The sequence below is a fragment of the Pseudomonas sp. A214 genome (genome assembly GCF_900156295.1).
Classification (GTDB): Bacteria; Pseudomonadota; Gammaproteobacteria; order Pseudomonadales; family Pseudomonadaceae; genus Aquipseudomonas; species Aquipseudomonas rhizophila.
This window is the reverse complement of the sequence record NZ_LT707062.1, coordinates 1,642,141-1,659,095: the sequence shown is the minus strand read 5'-3', so window position 1 is coordinate 1,659,095 and position 16,955 is coordinate 1,642,141. Positions and strand designations below refer to the sequence as shown.

Annotated in this window: 15 protein-coding genes and 2 tRNA genes; 1 reads left to right on the top strand and 16 read right to left on the bottom strand. The window is 58.7% G+C overall.

What is annotated here, in order from left to right; translation table 11 throughout:
* Positions 1-17: 17 nt before the first annotated feature.
* The 10 genes from nusA to rlmE all read right to left on the bottom strand — a co-directional run bounded on the left by nusA (position 18) and on the right by rlmE (position 8,619).
* Positions 18-1,499 carry a transcription termination factor NusA gene (gene nusA, locus BW979_RS07540; protein WP_047229054.1) on the bottom strand — a complete coding sequence of 494 codons (1,482 nt, stop codon included), beginning with the start codon at positions 1,497-1,499 and terminating at the stop codon, positions 18-20.
* A gap of 59 nt (positions 1,500-1,558) precedes the next feature.
* Positions 1,559-2,017: a ribosome maturation factor RimP gene (gene rimP / locus BW979_RS07535; RefSeq protein ID WP_025211790.1), complete on the bottom strand. Its 459-nt coding sequence runs from the start codon at positions 2,015-2,017 to the stop codon at positions 1,559-1,561.
* 140 nt (positions 2,018-2,157) lie between these two features.
* A tRNA-Met gene (locus tag BW979_RS07530) sits at positions 2,158-2,234 on the bottom strand.
* Between the two features lie 97 nt (positions 2,235-2,331).
* Positions 2,332-2,417, bottom strand: a tRNA-Leu gene (locus tag BW979_RS07525).
* A 21-nt stretch (positions 2,418-2,438) separates the two neighbouring features.
* The gene (gene secG / locus BW979_RS07520) at positions 2,439-2,822 is read right to left on the bottom strand and encodes a preprotein translocase subunit SecG (protein ID WP_047229055.1); all 384 of its coding nucleotides are present in this window, start codon (positions 2,820-2,822) and stop codon (positions 2,439-2,441) included.
* A 4-nt stretch (positions 2,823-2,826) separates the two neighbouring features.
* Positions 2,827-3,582, bottom strand: a complete 756-nt coding sequence (gene tpiA, locus BW979_RS07515; protein WP_047229056.1) for a triose-phosphate isomerase — start codon at positions 3,580-3,582, stop codon at positions 2,827-2,829.
* 66 nt (positions 3,583-3,648) lie between these two features.
* Positions 3,649-4,986 carry a phosphoglucosamine mutase gene (gene glmM / locus BW979_RS07510; protein WP_047229057.1) on the bottom strand — a complete coding sequence of 446 codons (1,338 nt, stop codon included), beginning with the start codon at positions 4,984-4,986 and terminating at the stop codon, positions 3,649-3,651.
* A gap of 16 nt (positions 4,987-5,002) precedes the next feature.
* Positions 5,003-5,854, bottom strand: coding sequence for a dihydropteroate synthase (gene folP, locus BW979_RS07505; RefSeq protein ID WP_076383529.1), 852 nt, complete (start codon positions 5,852-5,854; stop codon positions 5,003-5,005).
* An 8-nt stretch (positions 5,855-5,862) separates the two neighbouring features.
* Complete coding sequence (gene ftsH / locus BW979_RS07500) at positions 5,863-7,776, bottom strand: ATP-dependent zinc metalloprotease FtsH (RefSeq protein ID WP_047229059.1); 1,914 nt, start codon at positions 7,774-7,776, stop codon at positions 5,863-5,865.
* Positions 7,777-7,968: 192 nt separating this feature from the next.
* Positions 7,969-8,619 (bottom strand): 23S rRNA (uridine(2552)-2'-O)-methyltransferase RlmE, encoded by a 651-nt coding sequence (gene rlmE / locus BW979_RS07495; RefSeq protein WP_047229060.1) that lies wholly within the window; start codon positions 8,617-8,619, stop codon positions 7,969-7,971.
* A 107-nt stretch (positions 8,620-8,726) separates the two neighbouring features.
* Between rlmE and BW979_RS07490 the strand changes: the two genes are divergently transcribed.
* Entirely contained in the window at positions 8,727-9,035 is a 309-nt protein-coding gene (locus tag BW979_RS07490; RefSeq protein ID WP_003177852.1) for a YhbY family RNA-binding protein, read from the top strand.
* A 10-nt stretch (positions 9,036-9,045) separates the two neighbouring features.
* On the opposite strand, the gene BW979_RS07485 is transcribed toward BW979_RS07490, so the two are convergent.
* The 6 genes from BW979_RS07485 to dnaJ form a co-directional block, all read right to left on the bottom strand.
* Entirely contained in the window at positions 9,046-9,450 is a 405-nt protein-coding gene (locus BW979_RS07485; RefSeq protein ID WP_047229061.1) for a hypothetical protein, read from the bottom strand.
* Positions 9,451-9,478: 28 nt separating this feature from the next.
* Positions 9,479-9,955: a transcription elongation factor GreA gene (greA, locus tag BW979_RS07480; protein WP_027911987.1), complete on the bottom strand. Its 477-nt coding sequence runs from the start codon at positions 9,953-9,955 to the stop codon at positions 9,479-9,481.
* Between the two features lie 2 nt (positions 9,956-9,957).
* Positions 9,958-13,179, bottom strand: a complete 3,222-nt coding sequence (carB, locus tag BW979_RS07475; protein WP_047229062.1) for a carbamoyl-phosphate synthase large subunit — start codon at positions 13,177-13,179, stop codon at positions 9,958-9,960.
* 105 nt (positions 13,180-13,284) lie between these two features.
* Positions 13,285-14,421, bottom strand: coding sequence for a glutamine-hydrolyzing carbamoyl-phosphate synthase small subunit (carA, locus tag BW979_RS07470; protein ID WP_076383528.1), 1,137 nt, complete (start codon positions 14,419-14,421; stop codon positions 13,285-13,287).
* A gap of 294 nt (positions 14,422-14,715) precedes the next feature.
* Complete coding sequence (gene dapB / locus BW979_RS07465; RefSeq protein WP_047229064.1) at positions 14,716-15,522, bottom strand: 4-hydroxy-tetrahydrodipicolinate reductase; 807 nt, start codon at positions 15,520-15,522, stop codon at positions 14,716-14,718.
* Positions 15,523-15,531: 9 nt separating this feature from the next.
* Positions 15,532-16,656, bottom strand: coding sequence for a molecular chaperone DnaJ (dnaJ, locus tag BW979_RS07460; RefSeq protein ID WP_047229065.1), 1,125 nt, complete (start codon positions 16,654-16,656; stop codon positions 15,532-15,534).
* Between the last annotated feature and the right edge of the window lie 299 nt (positions 16,657-16,955).

Here is a 16,955-nt window from a genome sequence, read left to right as displayed (position 1 = left end):
CCTCAGGCCGCGCCTAATTACTCGAACCAGTGGGCTCGGGCGGCCATGATCAACTTGCCGGCACGATCATCGTCAATGCCGTCGATGTCGAGCAGATCGTCAATAGACTGCTCGGCCAGGTCTTCGCGGGTAATTACGCCGCGCACCGCCAGTTCCATCGCCAAATCCTTGTCCATGCCCTCAAGCGAGAGCAGGTCTTCGGCCGGATGGGCGTCTGCCAGCTTTTCCTCAGTAGCGATGGCTTTGGTCAACAAACGATCCTTGGCCCGAGCGCGAAGCTCGTTGACGATGTCCTCGTCAAAGCCGTCGATGTTGAGCATTTCCTCCACCGGTACGTAGGCAATCTCTTCCAGGCTGGTAAAGCCTTCATCCACCAGCACCTGCGCCAGCTCTTCATCGACTTCAAGCTCTTCGATGAAGTTGCGCAGGATATCGCCGGTTTCAGCTTGCTGCTTAGCCTGGATGTCCGATTCGGTCATCACGTTCAGTGTCCAGCCAGTCAATTGGCTAGCCAGACGCACGTTCTGACCACCGCGACCGATGGCCTGAGCGAGATTGTCTGCGCCAACGGCGATGTCCATTGCATGGGCATCTTCGTCGACGATAATTGCCGCCACTTCAGCAGGCGACATGGCGTTGATCACGAACTGAGCCGGGTTGTCGTCCCACAGGACGATATCCACACGCTCGCCGCCCAACTCGCCGGATACGGCCTGGACACGCGAACCACGCATGCCAATGCAGGCACCTTGCGGGTCGATGCGCTTGTCCTTGGAGCGGACCGCGATCTTGGCACGCGAACCCGGATCACGGGAGGCGGCCATTACTTCGATCAGGCCTTCAGCAATTTCCGGCACTTCGATGCGGAACAACTCGATCAGCATTTCCGGCGCGGTACGCGACAGGATCAGCTGCGGGCCCCGGTTCTCGGTGCGGATTTCCTTGAGCAGCGCACGCAGTCGCACGCCAACCCGGAAAGTTTCGCGAGAAATGATGTCTTCACGAGCCAGCAACGCTTCAGCGTTGTTGCCCAGGTCGACAATCACGTTGTCGCGGGTGACTTTCTTCACGGTGCCGGAGATGATTTCACCCAGGCGCTCGCGATAAGCATCGACGACTTGCGCACGCTCGGCTTCGCGAACTTTCTGCACAATGACCTGCTTGGCGGTCTGCGCAGCAATACGACCGAACTCGATGGATTCGATCTTCTCTTCGACTACATCACCTACCTTGGCGCCAGGATGCGTTTCTGCAACCTTGCTTGGCCAGGTTTCGATAGCCGGATCGTCCAGGTCGGCTTCTTCGACGACCGTCCAGCGACGGAAAGTCTCATAGGCACCGGTGTGGCGATTGATTTCCACACGCAAATCAACTTCGTCTTCAAACCGCTTCTTGGTAGCAGTGGCCAGAGCCAGCTCCAGCGCTTCAAAAATAACGTTAGCCGGTACGCCCTTTTCATTGGATACCGACTCAACAACCAGCAGTACTTCTTTGCTCATCGTACGCCTCGCCTTTCGCAAGCCATTGGATCCGCGGGATCCGCAGTATCTGGCACGTATCAGTCAAAACTGGGAATAATGTTGGCCTTGTCGATCATATCGATCGGCAACAGGAACTCATGGTCTTCTACCTGCACCACGACATCCTGCTCTTCTACACCGCGCAGAAGGCCTTGAAAGTTGCGTCGACCCTCGAAGGGCGAGCGCAGCTTGATCTTCACTTGTTCACCGGCAAACGAAGCGAACTGTTCAAGGGTGAACAGAGGGCGTTCCATGCCAGGCGAGGAAACTTCAAGGGTGTATTCGGAAGTGATTGGATCTTCGACATCCAATACACCGCTGATCTGACGGCTGACGATGGCGCAGTCATCCACCAATACGCCGCCTTCCTTATCGATATAAACGCGCAACAGTGAGTGGCGACCTTGAGCCGAAAACTCAATACCCCAGCATTCATAGCCAAGGGCCACGACCACCGGGGCCAACAAGGCCTGCAACTGTTCTAGCTTGCTCGACACCTGAACCCCCTCGTGCATGTTTGTGCATGCTGTGCAAATAAAAAAAAATGGGCGAATAGCCCATCCCTGAAACGCCGTTGAACAGCGGCGTTATAAAGTGTCCAGCTAACAAAAAGCCCCTTGGAAGGGGCCCCTGAAACTGGTTGCGGGAGCCGGATTTGAACCGACGACCTTCGGGTTATGAGCCCGACGAGCTACCAGACTGCTCCATCCCGCGACAAAGCTGGGGCGGAAGTATACGACCGATCCCTTACAGGGTCAATGTAACCCTTCCACCTACAAGAAAGCCCGCAATCGCGGGCTCTCCTGATAATTGGTACCGAGAAGGGGACTCGAACCCCTACACCCTATGGGCACAACCACCTCAAGGTTGCGTGTCTACCAATTCCACCACCTCGGCAATACAGCGTTTGAAACCTTCTTACTTCTGCTCTTGAGCTGGAGGCACGTCAGTCGCCGGATTGGCCGACTGTTGCTCTTGAAGCACCGGTACATCATCAGAAGCCGGTTGTTGCTTTGGTACTTCCAACACTGCTGGATTTGGCAAACCTACTTGAGTCAGCTCTTGAGCCTTCTCTTTAGCAAAGTAACCTAACCCCAAGCTGGTTATGAAGAAACCGGCGGCAAGTATAGCAGTAAACTTACTAAGAAAGGTAGAGGAACCTTGGCTTCCGAACACAGTATTTGAAGCACCTGCACCGAAAGACGCACCAGCATCCGCACCTTTACCCTGCTGCAGCAATACCAGGGCAACTACACCCAATGCACCCAGCAGATGAAAAACGACTACGACTGTTTCCAGCATTTTTTCAGTTTCCCGCGGCGCGACAGATCGCACCGAACTCATCTGCATTCAGGGACGCTCCACCAATGAGCCCCCCATCGATATCCGGCATGCCGAACAGTTCGACCGCATTGGCCGCCTTCACGCTGCCGCCGTATAGAAGCCGCACACCTCGTGCCACTTCAGAATTCTCTGCCGCCAACTGCGCGCGGATGGCGGCGTGCACATCCTGCGCCTGTTGCGGCGAAGCAGTCAGCCCGGTGCCAATGGCCCAGACCGGCTCGTAAGCAATGACCGCCTTTGCAAAAGCACCGACACCCAGCTCCTCGATGATGCTGCCCAGCTGACGCTCGACAACTTCAAGGGTCTTACCGGCTTCACGCTGCACAAGGGTTTCACCTATGCACAACACCGGAATCAGACCACAGGCCTGGGCCGCAGCAAACTTGCGGATCAAGGTCTTGTCCTGCTCGCCCATGATCATGCGGCGCTCGGAATGCCCGACCAAAACCAGGGAACAACCTGCATCCACCAGCTGACTCGGCGCAATTTCACCGGTCAACGCGCCCTGCATGGATTCCACCGCGGAATTCTGCGCACCAACCGCAATCGACTTACCTTTCAAACCATCAACCACTTGATTGATATACAGGCAAGGCGGGAATACCGCGACGTCAACACCGCTTGACAAGGCCAGATGACGAAGGCCTTTGATCAGCTCAGCGACGCTGGCGCGGGTACCGTGCATCTTCCAGTTACCAGCTACCATAGGGCGACGCATGCTGTACCTCGTCGGTCAAAGTGGGCGCAGATGTTACCCAACCGATTGATGACTGGCAAGCCGAATTCAGGCAGAAACTTCACTAACAAGCTTCGCCAGCTCTTCAGCATAACCGCGGACCTGTGCTTCATCCTCGCCTTCGACCATGACCCGCACCAACGGCTCGGTACCAGACTTGCGCAATAGCACGCGCCCACGCCCGGCCATAGCCTGCGTTACGCGCTCGCTGGCTTGCTTGACCGTCGCATGCTCAAGAGGGTTCGCACCACCGCCGAAACGCACATTAATCAGCACCTGCGGACATTTGCGCAATGCCTGACGCGACTGCGCAAGCCCTTCATTGCGCGCCTTGAGTGCCATCAACACTTGCAAAGCAGCGATAATCGCATCGCCAGTGGTGGTGTGGTCAAAACAAACAATATGCCCGGAGTTCTCGCCACCGATCACCCAATTGCGCTCCAGCAGCTCCGAGATCACATAGCGATCACCGACGTTGGCCCGTACGAAGGGAATATCCAGGTCCACCAGGGCCAACTCGAGCCCGAGATTGCTCATCAACGTCCCCACCACGCCGCCCTGCAGCTTGCCGCGCCCGTGCAGATCGCGAGCAATGATGAACAGCAGCTCATCACCATCGACGACAGTGCCGGTGTGATCGACCATCAGAACCCGGTCACCGTCACCATCAAAGGCAATCCCGAGATCAGCCTGCTCGGCCAGCACGGCCGCTTGCAGCGCCTCGGTATGAGTGGAGCCGCAGTTGTGGTTGATGTTCAGCCCGTTAGGCTGGGCGGAGAGCACGACAACCTCTGCTCCCAATTCGCGAAATACGCTTGGCGCGACTTTATAGGTCGCACCATGAGCACAATCGACGACGATTTTCAGACCCGAAAAGCTCGTACCGGTGGGCACGCTGCCTTTGCAAAACTCGATATAACGACCTGACGCATCGTTGATCCGCGACACTTTACCGATCTTGCTCGACTCAACCACAGTCATCGGCGCGTCCAGCAGCTCTTCGATCATCAGCTCGATATCATCCGGCAGCTTGGTACCCTGGCCGGAGAAGAACTTGATGCCGTTGTCATCATGCGGGTTGTGCGAAGCACTGATTACGATGCCTGCCTGGGCCTGGAACGTACGCGTCAGGTAGGCAATGGCCGGCGTCGGCATCGGACCGAGCAGCATCACATCGGCGCCCGCCGAAGTCAGGCCGGCCTCGAGCGCCGATTCGAACATGTAGCCGGAAATTCGCGTGTCCTTGCCAACCAGCACTTTGCAGGCGCCCATCTTGCGGAATGCCATACCGGCAGCCCAGCCGAGCTTGAGCATGAAATCAGGGGTAATGGGGTATTCGCCGACCCGACCACGAATACCGTCGGTGCCAAAGTATTTCTTGCTCATAAGTGCTCCGTCATTCTTATTCGGCTGAATCCACTGCTGCGATCATCCGCACAACATCCATCGTTTCGACCACATCATGCACCCGCAATATGCGTGCGCCTTTTGTAATAGCCAGGGCCGCCAGCGCAAGACCGCCGTACAGGCGCTCCCCCACGGGACGACCCAGGGCATTGCCTATCATGCTCTTTCGCGAAACCCCGACCAACAGGGGCCGCCCCAGGGTATGCAAGGCTTCCATATGTTTGAACAGGCTCAGATTGTGAGCCAGCGTCTTGGCAAAGCCGAACCCGGGATCAAGAATGATCCGCTGCGCAGGAATACCTGCGGCGGCACATTGATCCAGGCGCTCCACCAAAAACTCTCCGACTTCCCTGGTCACATCATGATAGTGCGGGTCGTCCTGCATCGTTCCGGGCTCGCCCAGCATATGCATCAGACACACCGGCAACCCCGTAGCCGCTGCGGCATCCAGGGCACCATCGCGCCGCAAGGAGCGAACGTCGTTGATCAACCCCGCTCCAAGCCGTGCAGTCTCACGCATGACCGCGGGCGTTGATGTATCCACCGAGATGATGACATCAAGTTCGCGATGAATGCGCTCGACAATCGGCGCCACCCGCTCCAGCTCTTCGGTGGGCGAGACTGCCCGCGCGCCTGGCCGGGTCGACTCACCGCCGACATCGATCAACGTCGCGCCGGCGGCGACCATAGCCTCGGCATGCCGCAACGCAGCATCAAGCTGACTGAATCGACCGCCATCGGAAAAGGAATCGGGAGTGACATTGAGAATGCCCATGACATGGACATGGGACAAATCAAGAACCCGGTTGCCGCAAGGCAACCGGGTTGAGGACTGAACAGAAGTCATTTCAAGCCTTAAACGTCAGCAGCCGGACCGCCAATCGGTGTCTCCGGACGCTCGCCCTGTACCGCCGGAGGCGTACCGGACGTACCGGTGCCGCCGCCCGACCAGTCACGAGGCTCGCGAGGCTCGCGACCTGCCATGATGTCGTCGATCTGCTCGGCATCAATGGTTTCATACTTCATCAGGGCATCAGCCATGGCGTCGAGCTTGTCACGGTTATCCGTGAGGATCTGCTTGGCGGTGCCATAGCACTGGTCGATGATGCTGCGCACTTCAGAGTCGATCAGCTTTGCCGTCTCGCCAGAGAAGCTTGCGTGCTGGCCACCGCCACCACGACCGAGGAACACTTCACCCTCTTCTTCGGCGTACATCAGTGGGCCCAGTTTTTCGGACAGGCCCCACTTGGTGACCATGTTCCGGGCGATCTGGCTGGCACGCATGATGTCGTTGGACGCGCCGGTGGTTACACCGTCAAAGCCCAGTGTCATTTCTTCGGCAATACGGCCGCCGTAGAGCGAACAGATCTGGCTGATCAGCGCACGCTTGGACAGGCTGTAACGATCTTCTTCCGGCAGGAACATGGTCACACCCAAGGCACGACCGCGCGGGATGATCGAGACCTTGTAGACCGGGTCATGCTCGGGCACCACACGACCAACGATCGCGTGACCCGCCTCGTGATACGCCGTGTTCTGCTTTTCTTTCTCGGACATGACCATGGATTTGCGCTCCGCGCCCATCATGATCTTGTCTTTGGCCAGTTCGAACTCTTTCATCTCAACGACACGCTTGCCGGTACGAGCAGCGAACAGCGACGCCTCGTTGACCAGGTTCGCAAGGTCGGCACCGGAAAAACCCGGTGTACCACGAGCGATCACTGCCGGAGCGACGTCGTCACCCATCGGCACCTTGCGCATATGAACCTTGAGGATCTGTTCGCGACCACGAATGTCCGGCAGCCCCACCACGACCTGGCGGTCGAAACGGCCTGGACGCAACAGCGCAGGATCGAGCACGTCCGGACGGTTGGTGGCGGCAATCACGATGATGCCGTCATTCATTTCGAAACCGTCCATCTCGACCAGCAACTGGTTGAGGGTCTGCTCGCGCTCGTCGTGACCACCACCCATGCCGGCGCCACGATGGCGACCGACAGCGTCGATTTCGTCGATGAAGATGATGCAAGGCGCGTGTTTCTTGGCCTGTTCGAACATGTCACGCACACGACTGGCGCCCACACCGACGAACATTTCCACGAAGTCGGAACCGGAAATCGTGAAGAACGGCACTTTGGCTTCGCCGGCAATCGCTTTGGCCAGCAAGGTTTTACCGGTACCCGGAGGACCAACCATCAGCACGCCGCGTGGGATACGGCCGCCCAGGCGCTGGAACTTGCCCGGATCACGCAGGAATTCAACCAGCTCGCCGACCTCTTCCTTGGCCTCATCGCACCCGGCGACGTCGGCCAGGGTGGTCTTCACCTGGTCTTCAGAGAGCAGTCGGGCCTTGCTTTTGCCGAAACTCATCGGCCCGCCCTTGCCACCGGCACCGCCCTGCATCTGGCGCATGAAGAACATGAACACCGCGATGATCACCAGGATCGGGAAGCTGGCCACCAGAAGCTGGGTCCAGATGCTCTGCTGCTCAGGCTGCTTGCCTTCGACCACGACATGATTGTCCACCAGGTCGCCGATCAGGCCGTTGTCCTGAATCGCCGGACGAATGGTCTTGAAGCTGTCGCCATCGGTGCGCTTGCCGGTAATCACATAACCATCGACGGCAACGCGCTCGACCTTGCCATCCTTGACTTGCTGGATGAAGTCGGAATAGTTGAGGGTCTGCGGCTCGTTAGGGCTGGAGAAGTTGTTCATCACGGTCACAAGGACAGCGGCGATGATCAACCACAGGATCAGATTCTTTGCCATATCGTTCAATTAACTACCCTCTGAAGCAAGCTCCGCTACTGGCGCGCGCTTCGCATGATATTCACCGGCCTAACTTACTACATTACCTACGACTCTGGCAGGCGCCGTCTGTAACCCTTTGTGAAACTCTGACCGCGTAATTTTCGTAACACGGCTCTTGCAAGGCGAGACAAAAAAAACTATCGGCCTTTATCAAAGACGCTCATCACTGGCTGCGCCTTCAATTCCCCGGAAGCCCCGCGCCAGCAGATACTGCTCACGAGAGCGATCGCGCGACGACAATGGCTTGCGCATCTGCACTTTGTCGAACAGCTTGCGCATCCCCTTGTGGTACTCATCAAAACCTTCACCCTGGAAGACCTTGATCAAAAAATCACCACCTGGGCGCAACACCCGCCCGGCAAGATCCAGGGCCAGCTCGCTGAGGAACATTGCTCGAGGCATGTCGACAGCCGCCAATCCACTCATATTGGGGGCCATATCGGAAATCACAAGGTCAACCTGCGTATTTCCGACAGCCTCGAGAATCTGCGCCAGCACGGCGTCTTCGGTGAAATCGCCCTGGATGAAGGTCACGTCGGGGATGCTGTCCATTTCCAGGATGTCGGAAGCAATCAATCGCCCCTGACCGCCGATCAGACGACTGGTCACCTGAGACCACCCCCCCGGTGCGGCGCCAAGGTCGATCACGGTCATGCCAGGGCGGATCAGACGATCCTTTTCCTGGATTTCGAGCAATTTATAGCTGGCACGAGAACGATAGCCGTCTTTTTGCGCCATTTTGACGTACGGATCGTTGAAATGCTCTCTGAGCCAGTTCTGGCTAGTCTTGGAACGGGCCACGGGCCACCTCTAAAAAATAAAACGGGTCGTGATTAACTGGGCGGTCCCGGACTCGCTCGGGTAAACTGGCCGCCGCTTTTTACAAGATCAGACGCAGGGGTCAGATTATGCCGCTCACTCAAGAGCAGAAGAAACAATACAAATCCATTGGCCACCATCTGAAACCGGTTTTGACTGTGGCTGACAACGGTTTGACTGAAGGTGTTCTAGCTGAGCTGGAACGCGCCTTGGGCGATCATGAGCTTATCAAGATCAAGCTCAATATTCTCGATCGCGAAGCCCGCCTGGCTGCCGTTGCCGAACTGTGCAAGACCGGCAAGGCAGACCTGGTGCAGGTCATCGGCAAGATGGCACTGATTTATCGCAAGAATTTCAGCGTCAACAAGCAACTGTCGAACGTTCACCGCTTCAAGTAATGCCAAAGGGTCAAGGGTGTGCTTCGCGCACCCTGCTGCTCCATCCGGGTACCGGTTGCAACACCAGCACCAACCCGGAAAAACCCAGCACCAGGTAGCTGAATACCTGCCACAGGCTCGCATCCGGCCAGCCGAGACGTACAGCAAGAAACATCCCGCACGCATACAACGACATGAGCAGCAACTGCCCACGAATGTCGCGCCATAGACTGTCAAGGCCCTCGGCCTGAACCAGCACCAAAGCCTGAAACACTACGCATGCCGAGGAAAAACCCACCAGAAGCGACGTCAGCATAGCTGCGATTTCATCGATGAGCAGCGGTGCCAGGCCGATTCGACCCAGCACCGGCAGCAAACCGACGTGCAACAACCAGACGCCGCCCACCCACAACATCTGGGTGAGCTGCCAGATCATGGCGCCGGCTCGCAGCGGACGCCTTCGCTCAGATGTGACGGACTTCGACAATCTCATACTCGATGACACCACCCGGCGTCTTCACAACCACTACATCGCCCTCTTCCTTGGCAATCAAGGCGCGAGCAATGGGGGAGCCGACGGAAATCTTGCCAAGCTTGATGTCCGCCTCGTCCTCACCAACGATCTGGTAAGTGACGCTTTCATCAGTCTCAACGTTGGCGATTTCCACTGTGGTGCCGAAAATGACCTTGCCAGTGTGCGGGATCGTCGTGACATCAATGATCACGGCATTCTGCATGCGACCTTCGATATCACGGACTCGCGCCTCGACCATACCCTGCTCCTCGCGGGCAGCGTGGTATTCGGCGTTTTCCTTGAGATCGCCCAGCTCACGCGCTTCGCCAATCGCCTGGCTCAAGCGCGGACGCTCGACCTTGGTCAGGAAAGCGTGTTCTTCTTCCAGGGCCTTCGCGCCCTGAACCGTCATCGGGTACTTGGTTATGCTCATGCCTTCAATCCTGCATGTAGATCCTGCAAGCGACGCACGGTCTTCTCGGGACCGAACTTGAGCGCTTCGCAGATAGCTTCGCCCGCAGCAATGGTCGTGGTGCAGTAGATCTTGTGCTGCAGCGCGTTGCGACGAATGGAATACGAATCGGCGATCGACTGGCGACCTTCGGTGGTGTTGATGATCAGCGTGACTTCATCATTCTTGATCATGTCGACCACGTGCGGACGCCCCTCGGTCACCTTGTTCACGCGGCGCACCTTCAAGCCAGCCGCCTCGATCAGCTTGGCGGTACCGGCAGTGGCGACCACTTCGAAGCCCAAGTTGATCAGATCACGGGCCACGCCTGCAACCAGCGGCTTGTCGTCATCACGCACGCTGATGAACGCCGTGCCGCCAGTTGGCAGAACTTCGCTGGCGCCCATCTGGGCCTTGGCAAAAGCTTCGCCGAAGGTATCGCCCACGCCCATGACTTCGCCGGTGGACTTCATTTCAGGGCCAAGGATCGGGTCCACGCCAGGGAACTTGGCGAACGGGAACACCGCTTCTTTGACGCTGTAGAAGTTCGGAATGATTTCCTTGGTGAAATTCAGCTCTTTCAGGGTCTTACCGGCCATGACCCGTGCAGCGATCATCGCCAGGGACACACCGATGCACTTGGAGACGAACGGTACGGTACGGGACGCGCGCGGGTTGACTTCGATGACGTAGATGTCCTCGCCCTGCAGGGCCAGTTGCACGTTCATCAGGCCGACCACGCCCAGCTCCAGGGCCATTTTCTTGACCTGCTCGCGCATTTCGTCCTGGATGTGGGCCGGCAACGAATAAGGCGGCAGCGAACAAGCGGAGTCACCGGAGTGAACACCGGCCTGCTCGATGTGCTGCATGATCGCGCCGATCACCACGTCCTTGCCGTCACAGACCGCATCCACGTCCATTTCGATGGCGCAGTTGAGGAAGTGGTCCAGCAGCACCGGGCTGTCGTTGGACACCTGAACCGCTTCGCGCAGGTAGCGCTTGAGTTCGTCTTCCTGGTAAACGATTTCCATCGCCCGACCGCCCAGCACATAGGACGGCCGCACCACCAGCGGGTAACCGATCTTGGCGGCGGCGCGAATCGCTTCGTCTTCGCTGCGCACGGTAGCGTTAGGCGGCTGACGCAGGTTCAGACGCTCAACCATCTGCTGGAAGCGCTCACGGTCTTCTGCACGGTCGATGGCATCCGGGCTGGTCCCGATGATCGGCACACCGGCCGCTTCAAGGGCACGCGCCAGTTTCAGAGGGGTCTGGCCACCGTACTGGACGATCACGCCTTTTGGCTTCTCGACACGGACGATTTCCAGCACGTCTTCCAGGGTCACTGGTTCGAAATACAGGCGATCAGAGGTGTCGTAGTCGGTGGACACGGTTTCCGGGTTGCAGTTGACCATGATGGTCTCGTACCCGTCGTCGCGCAGGGCCAGTGCCGCGTGCACGCAGCAGTAGTCGAACTCGATGCCCTGGCCGATCCGGTTAGGACCGCCACCCAGGATCATGATCTTGTCACGCGTCGACGGCGCGGCTTCACACTCTTCTTCGTACGTGGAGTACAGGTAAGCAGTGTCGGTGGCGAATTCGGCGGCGCAAGTGTCCACGCGCTTGTAGACCGGGAACACTTCAAGCTTGTGGCGATGACTGCGCAGGCTCTTCTCGGTCACACCCAGCAGTTTTGCCAGGCGCATGTCGGAGAAGCCCTTGCGCTTGAGGCGGAACATCGTGTCGTGGTCAATGCTGGACATGCCCAGGGTCTTGACCTTCTCCTCTTCCTTGATCAGATCTTCGATCTGCACCAGGAACCAAGGGTCGATCATGTTCATGCCGAAGATCTGCTCGACAGTCATGCCGGCACGGAAGGCGTCCGCCACGTACCAGATCCGCTCGGCGCCTGGCACGGTCAGCTCACGCTTGAGCTCGCTCATGGCGTCCGGGTGGCTCAGGTCCAGTTTCGGATCGAGGCCGCAAACACCCACTTCCAGGCCGCGAAGGGCTTTCTGCAGGGATTCCTGGAAGGTCCGGCCGATGGCCATGACTTCACCGACCGATTTCATCTGAGTGGTCAGGCGGGCGTCGGCCTTGGCGAATTTTTCGAAGGCGAAACGTGGCAGCTTGGTGACGACGTAGTCGATGGACGGCTCGAAAGACGCCGGGGTCTTGCCACCGGTGATGTCGTTCGACAGTTCGTCCAGGGTGTAACCCACAGCCAGTTTGGCCGCGACCTTGGCGATCGGGAAGCCGGTGGCTTTCGAGGCCAGGGCCGAGGAACGGGATACCCGCGGGTTCATCTCGATGACCACCATGCGACCGGTGTTCGGGCAGATGCCGAACTGGACGTTGGAGCCGCCGGTTTCCACGCCGATCTCGCGCAGTACCGCCAGGGAGGCGTTCCGCAGGATCTGGTATTCCTTGTCAGTCAGCGTCTGGGCGGGTGCGACGGTGATGGAGTCACCGGTGTGCACGCCCATCGGGTCGAAGTTTTCGATGGAGCAGACGATGATGCAGTTGTCCTTTTTGTCGCGGACAACTTCCATTTCATATTCTTTCCAGCCGATCAGGGATTCGTCGATCAGCAGCTCTTTGGTCGGCGACAGATCCAGACCACGGGCACAGATTTCTTCGAATTCTTCACGGTTGTAAGCGATGCCGCCACCGGTGCCGCCCATGGTGAAGGACGGACGGATGATGCACGGGAAGCCGAGGCGTTCCAGGACAGCGTTGGCTTCTTCCATGCTGTGGGCGATGCCCGAGCGTGGGCAGTCCAGACCGATGGACTTCATCGCCTTGTCGAAGCGCGAACGGTCTTCGGCCTTGTCGATGGTGTCGGCGTTGGCGCCGATCATTTCCACACCGAACTTCTCCAGGACGCCTTCACGCTCCAGGTCCAGGGCGCAGTTCAATGCAGTCTGGCCACCCATGGTCGGCAGCAGTGCGTCCGGGCGCTCCTTCTCGATGATCTTGGCAACGGTCTGCCACTTGATCGGCTCGATGTAGGTGGCGTCGGCCATGGCCGGGTCGGTCATGATGGTGGCCGGGTTGGAGTTCACCAGGATGACGCGATAGCCCTCTTCGCGCAGGGCTTTACAGGCCTGGGCGCCGGAGTAGTCGAATTCGCAGGCCTGGCCGATCACGATCGGGCCAGCGCCGAGAATCAGGATGCTTTTTATGTCTGTACGTTTTGGCATGGGTTTGTCACTCAAATCCGCAGGTCAGTCGGCTAGGCCGTCGAACAATCTTTGCAGCGCCCAAGGGGACCACCGGTTTCGGGGCCGCCCTCAGGCTTCACGCGGTCAGCGTCGCTTGGCCATCTCGGTGATGAAGCGATCGAACAGCGGCGCTACATCGTTCGGGCCAGGGCTCGCTTCAGGGTGGCCCTGGAAGCTGAATGCGCTCTTGTCGGTACGCTCGATGCCTTGCAGCGTGCCGTCGAACAGCGACTTGTGGATCGCCCGCACGTTTGCCGGCAGGGTCGCCTCATCCACCGCAAAGCCGTGGTTCTGACTGGTGATCATCACCACGCCAGTATCCAGGTCCTGGACCGGGTGGTTGGCGCCGTGGTGGCCGTGCCCCATTTTCAAGGTCTTGGCGCCCGAAGCGAGGGCCAGCAACTGATGACCGAGGCAGATGCCGAACACCGGGATCTCGGTTTCCAGCACGTCCTTGATCGCCTGGATCGCGTAGTCGCAAGGCTCGGGGTCACCCGGGCCGTTGGACAGGAACACGCCGTCAGGATTGAGGGCCAGGACATCTGCCGCCGGAGTTTGCGCCGGCACCACGGTCACGCGGCAACCACGCTCCACGAGCATGCGCAGGATGTTCAGCTTGACGCCGTAGTCGTAAGCAACCACGTGGTACGGCAGCTCGGAAGCCTCGATCGTCGCGTGGCTGTCGGTTTTCAAGTCCCAGACCGTGGAGCGCCACTCATACTGCTTCTTGGTGCTGACGACTTTCGCCAGATCCATGCCTTTAAGGCCAGGGAAGCCCTGGGCAGCGGCGATGGCGGCTTCTTCGGTGATGTTTTCACCAGCCATGATGCAGCCGTTCTGCGCGCCCTTCTCGCGAAGGATGCGGGTCAGGCGACGGGTGTCGATACCGGCGATTGCCACAACGTTGTTGGCTTTGAGGTAGTCGGACAGGGACATGGTGTTACGCCAGTTGCTCGCTACCAGCGGCAGATCACGGATGACCAGGCCGGCGGACCAGACACGATCGGACTCGGCATCTTGCGGCGTGGTGCCGGTGTTGCCGATGTGCGGGTAAGTCAAAGTAACGATTTGCTGGGCGTAGGAAGGATCGGTAAGAATTTCCTGATAGCCGGTCATTGCGGTGTTAAACACCACCTCACCAACGGTCTGGCCGTCGGCTCCAATGGCTTCGCCGCGAAAAATGCTGCCATCAGCAAGGGCGAGTATGGCTGGCTTAGTCAAGAAGACCTCCCGTAAATAAAGCCTGAAAGGGCGATCGCAGGTTGTAAAAAAGCGGAGTGACGTATGGACACGTCACCCCGCTTGTTCACTGAATTATTCTGCGCGCTTTTAGTGGACACACTAAAGCTGTAGCTTACAGAAAAAGGCTTTTTTGGTCCACCGCTAATGAGCCTTAAAGGCAGGGGAATGCGACAGGTCGTCGCGAGGCGGTGTAAAACGGGGCTCAGTATAACCTGAACCCCGCTTTCTGGCGCTGCGTCTGGCAAAAGGTTTGCCAGACAGCACACCGGAACATCAACGCAGGTCGAGAACATCCTGCATGTCGTACAGACCAGCCTCGCGACCATCCAGCCACAACGCGGCACGCACCGCCCCCTTGGCGAAGGTCATGCGGCTTGACGCCTTGTGAGTGATCTCCAGACGCTCGCCCTCTGTGGCGAACAGCACGGTGTGATCCCCCACCACATCACCACCACGAACCGTGGCGAAACCGATGGTGTCGCGCTCACGGGCACCGGTATGCCCTTCGCGTCCGTAGACGGCCACCTTCTGCAGATCGCGACCCAAGGTATCGGCAATCACTTCGCCCATGCGCAGGGCCGTGCCCGAAGGCGCGTCGATCTTGTGCCGGTGGTGAGCCTCGATGATTTCGATATCCGCATCGTCACCCAGAACCCGAGCCGTCATCTCCAGCAGCTTCAACGACAGATTCACACCCACGCTGAAGTTCGCCGCAAAAACGATCGGAATATCGTTGCCAGCCTCGGCCAGTAACTGCTTTTGCGCAGCATCCAGCCCGGTCGTGCCAATGACCATGGCCTTGCCATGCTTGCGGCAAATGGCCAGATTTTTCAGCATCACTTGCGGCAGGGTGAAATCGATCAGGACATCGAACTCATCCAAGACCTTTTCCAGGCCACCGGACATCGGCACCCCGATACGCCCCAGGGAGGCCAGCTCGCCCGCATCAGCACCGACCAGCGTACTGTCGGGCCGGACGATAGCAGCTGTCAGGCCCGAGAGCGGCGAGCGCTGCTGCACCGCCTCGACCAACGCCTTGCCCATGCGCCCGGCAGCGCCCATCACAGCTATACGTCGCATGCGAGCTCCTTACAGATCGCCGAAGAAGCGCTTCACGCCTTCGAACCAACCGGTGGTTTTCGGGGAGTGGCTGTTATCGTCCGCCAGCGAGCTGCGGAACTCTTCCAGCAATTCGCGCTGGCGCCGACTCAGATTGACCGGAGTCTCCACCGCAACACGGCACATCAGGTCACCCGCACCGCCGCCACGCACCGGCGCAACACCCTTGCCGCGAATCCGGAACTGCTTGCCGGTTTGCGTGCCCTCGGGGATTTTCAGCTTCACGCGACCATCGAGAGTCGGGATCTCAAGCTCACCGCCCAAGGCCGCATCGACGAAACTGATCGGCACCTCGCAGAACAGATGCTTGCCGTCGCGCTGGAAGATCGCGTGCTCACGCACGTTGATGACCACGTACAGGTCGCCAGTCGGACCGCCCTGGGCACCCGCCTCGCCTTCGCCAGACAAACGTATGCGGTCACCGGTATCGACACCGGCCGGCACTTTCACCGACAGCGTCTTGTACTCTTCGACGCGCCCTTCGCCGTGGCAGGAATCGCACGGATCGGAAATGATCTTGCCCTGGCCATGGCAACGCGGACAGGTCTGCTGCACAGAGAAGAAACCCTGTTGCATGCGCACCTGACCGATGCCGCCGCAAGTCGGACAGGTGACGGGCGAGGAGCCCTTCTTGGCGCCCGACCCGTCACACGGCTTGCAATTGACCAGCGTGGGAACGCGGATGTTGACGGTGGTACCGCGCACCGCCTCTTCCAGGTTCAACTCCAGCGTGTAGCGCAAATCGCTGCCGCGCTGGGCGCCGCCACGAGCACCACCGCGACCGCCACCGAAGAAGTCGCTGAACACGTCGCCAAAAATATCGGAGAAGTTCTGCCCGCCAAAACCGGCACCGCCGCCGCCCATGCTCGGGTCGACACCGGCATGACCGTACTGGTCGTAAGCCGCACGCTTGCTGGAATCGGACAGTACTTCGTAAGCCTCGTTGGCTTCCTTGAACAACTCTTCCGACGCTTTGTCGTCGGGATTACGGTCCGGGTGGTGCTTCATTGCCAGACGACGGTAGGCCTTTTTCAGGTCCGCGTCGCTTGAACCACGCTCGACACCCAATACTTCGTAATAGTCACGCTTTGCCATTAGTCTTTGCACTCTTATAGGACGTCCGGCAAACCTCTCCTGAACCTTGCCAAACTCGTTGAGCCCCAATACAGGCCCGGACCCAACTCACGTCAATTCAACGATCCTGGTCTTGGGCCCTGTACGAAAAGTGGCTGAGCGACGATTCGTACAAACCCACATCTTTCAGCCAGGGAACCGGCCAAAACGCGGCGTCTCTCGCTCGGAAAGCAGGAGCATTCCCGATCACACCGCCAACATCCGAACGCTGTCGCATGCTGTAAAAATTCACTGACTCCAGACACGCCAACGCGGGAGCA

What these genes read in the sequence shown, in the direction of transcription:
- nusA (WP_047229054.1), bottom strand. Translation starts at nt 1,499, where the DNA reads ATGAGCAAAGAAGTACTGCTGGTTGTTGAGTCGGTATCCAATGAAAAG.
- BW979_RS07485 (WP_047229061.1), bottom strand. Translation starts at nt 9,450, where the DNA reads ATGATCTGGCAGCTCACCCAGATGTTGTGGGTGGGCGGCGTCTGGTTG.
- carB (WP_047229062.1), bottom strand. Translation starts at nt 13,179, where the DNA reads ATGCCAAAACGTACAGACATAAAAAGCATCCTGATTCTCGGCGCTGGC.
- dapB (WP_047229064.1), bottom strand. Translation starts at nt 15,522, where the DNA reads ATGCGACGTATAGCTGTGATGGGCGCTGCCGGGCGCATGGGCAAGGCG.
- glmM (WP_047229057.1), bottom strand. Translation starts at nt 4,986, where the DNA reads ATGAGCAAGAAATACTTTGGCACCGACGGTATTCGTGGTCGGGTCGGC.
- dnaJ (WP_047229065.1), bottom strand. Translation starts at nt 16,656, where the DNA reads ATGGCAAAGCGTGACTATTACGAAGTATTGGGTGTCGAGCGTGGTTCA.
- tpiA (WP_047229056.1), bottom strand. Translation starts at nt 3,582, where the DNA reads ATGCGTCGCCCTATGGTAGCTGGTAACTGGAAGATGCACGGTACCCGC.
- secG (WP_047229055.1), bottom strand. Translation starts at nt 2,822, where the DNA reads ATGCTGGAAACAGTCGTAGTCGTTTTTCATCTGCTGGGTGCATTGGGT.
- BW979_RS07490 (WP_003177852.1), top strand. Translation starts at nt 8,727, where the DNA reads ATGCCGCTCACTCAAGAGCAGAAGAAACAATACAAATCCATTGGCCAC.
- folP (WP_076383529.1), bottom strand. Translation starts at nt 5,854, where the DNA reads ATGACTTCTGTTCAGTCCTCAACCCGGTTGCCTTGCGGCAACCGGGTT.
- ftsH (WP_047229059.1), bottom strand. Translation starts at nt 7,776, where the DNA reads ATGGCAAAGAATCTGATCCTGTGGTTGATCATCGCCGCTGTCCTTGTG.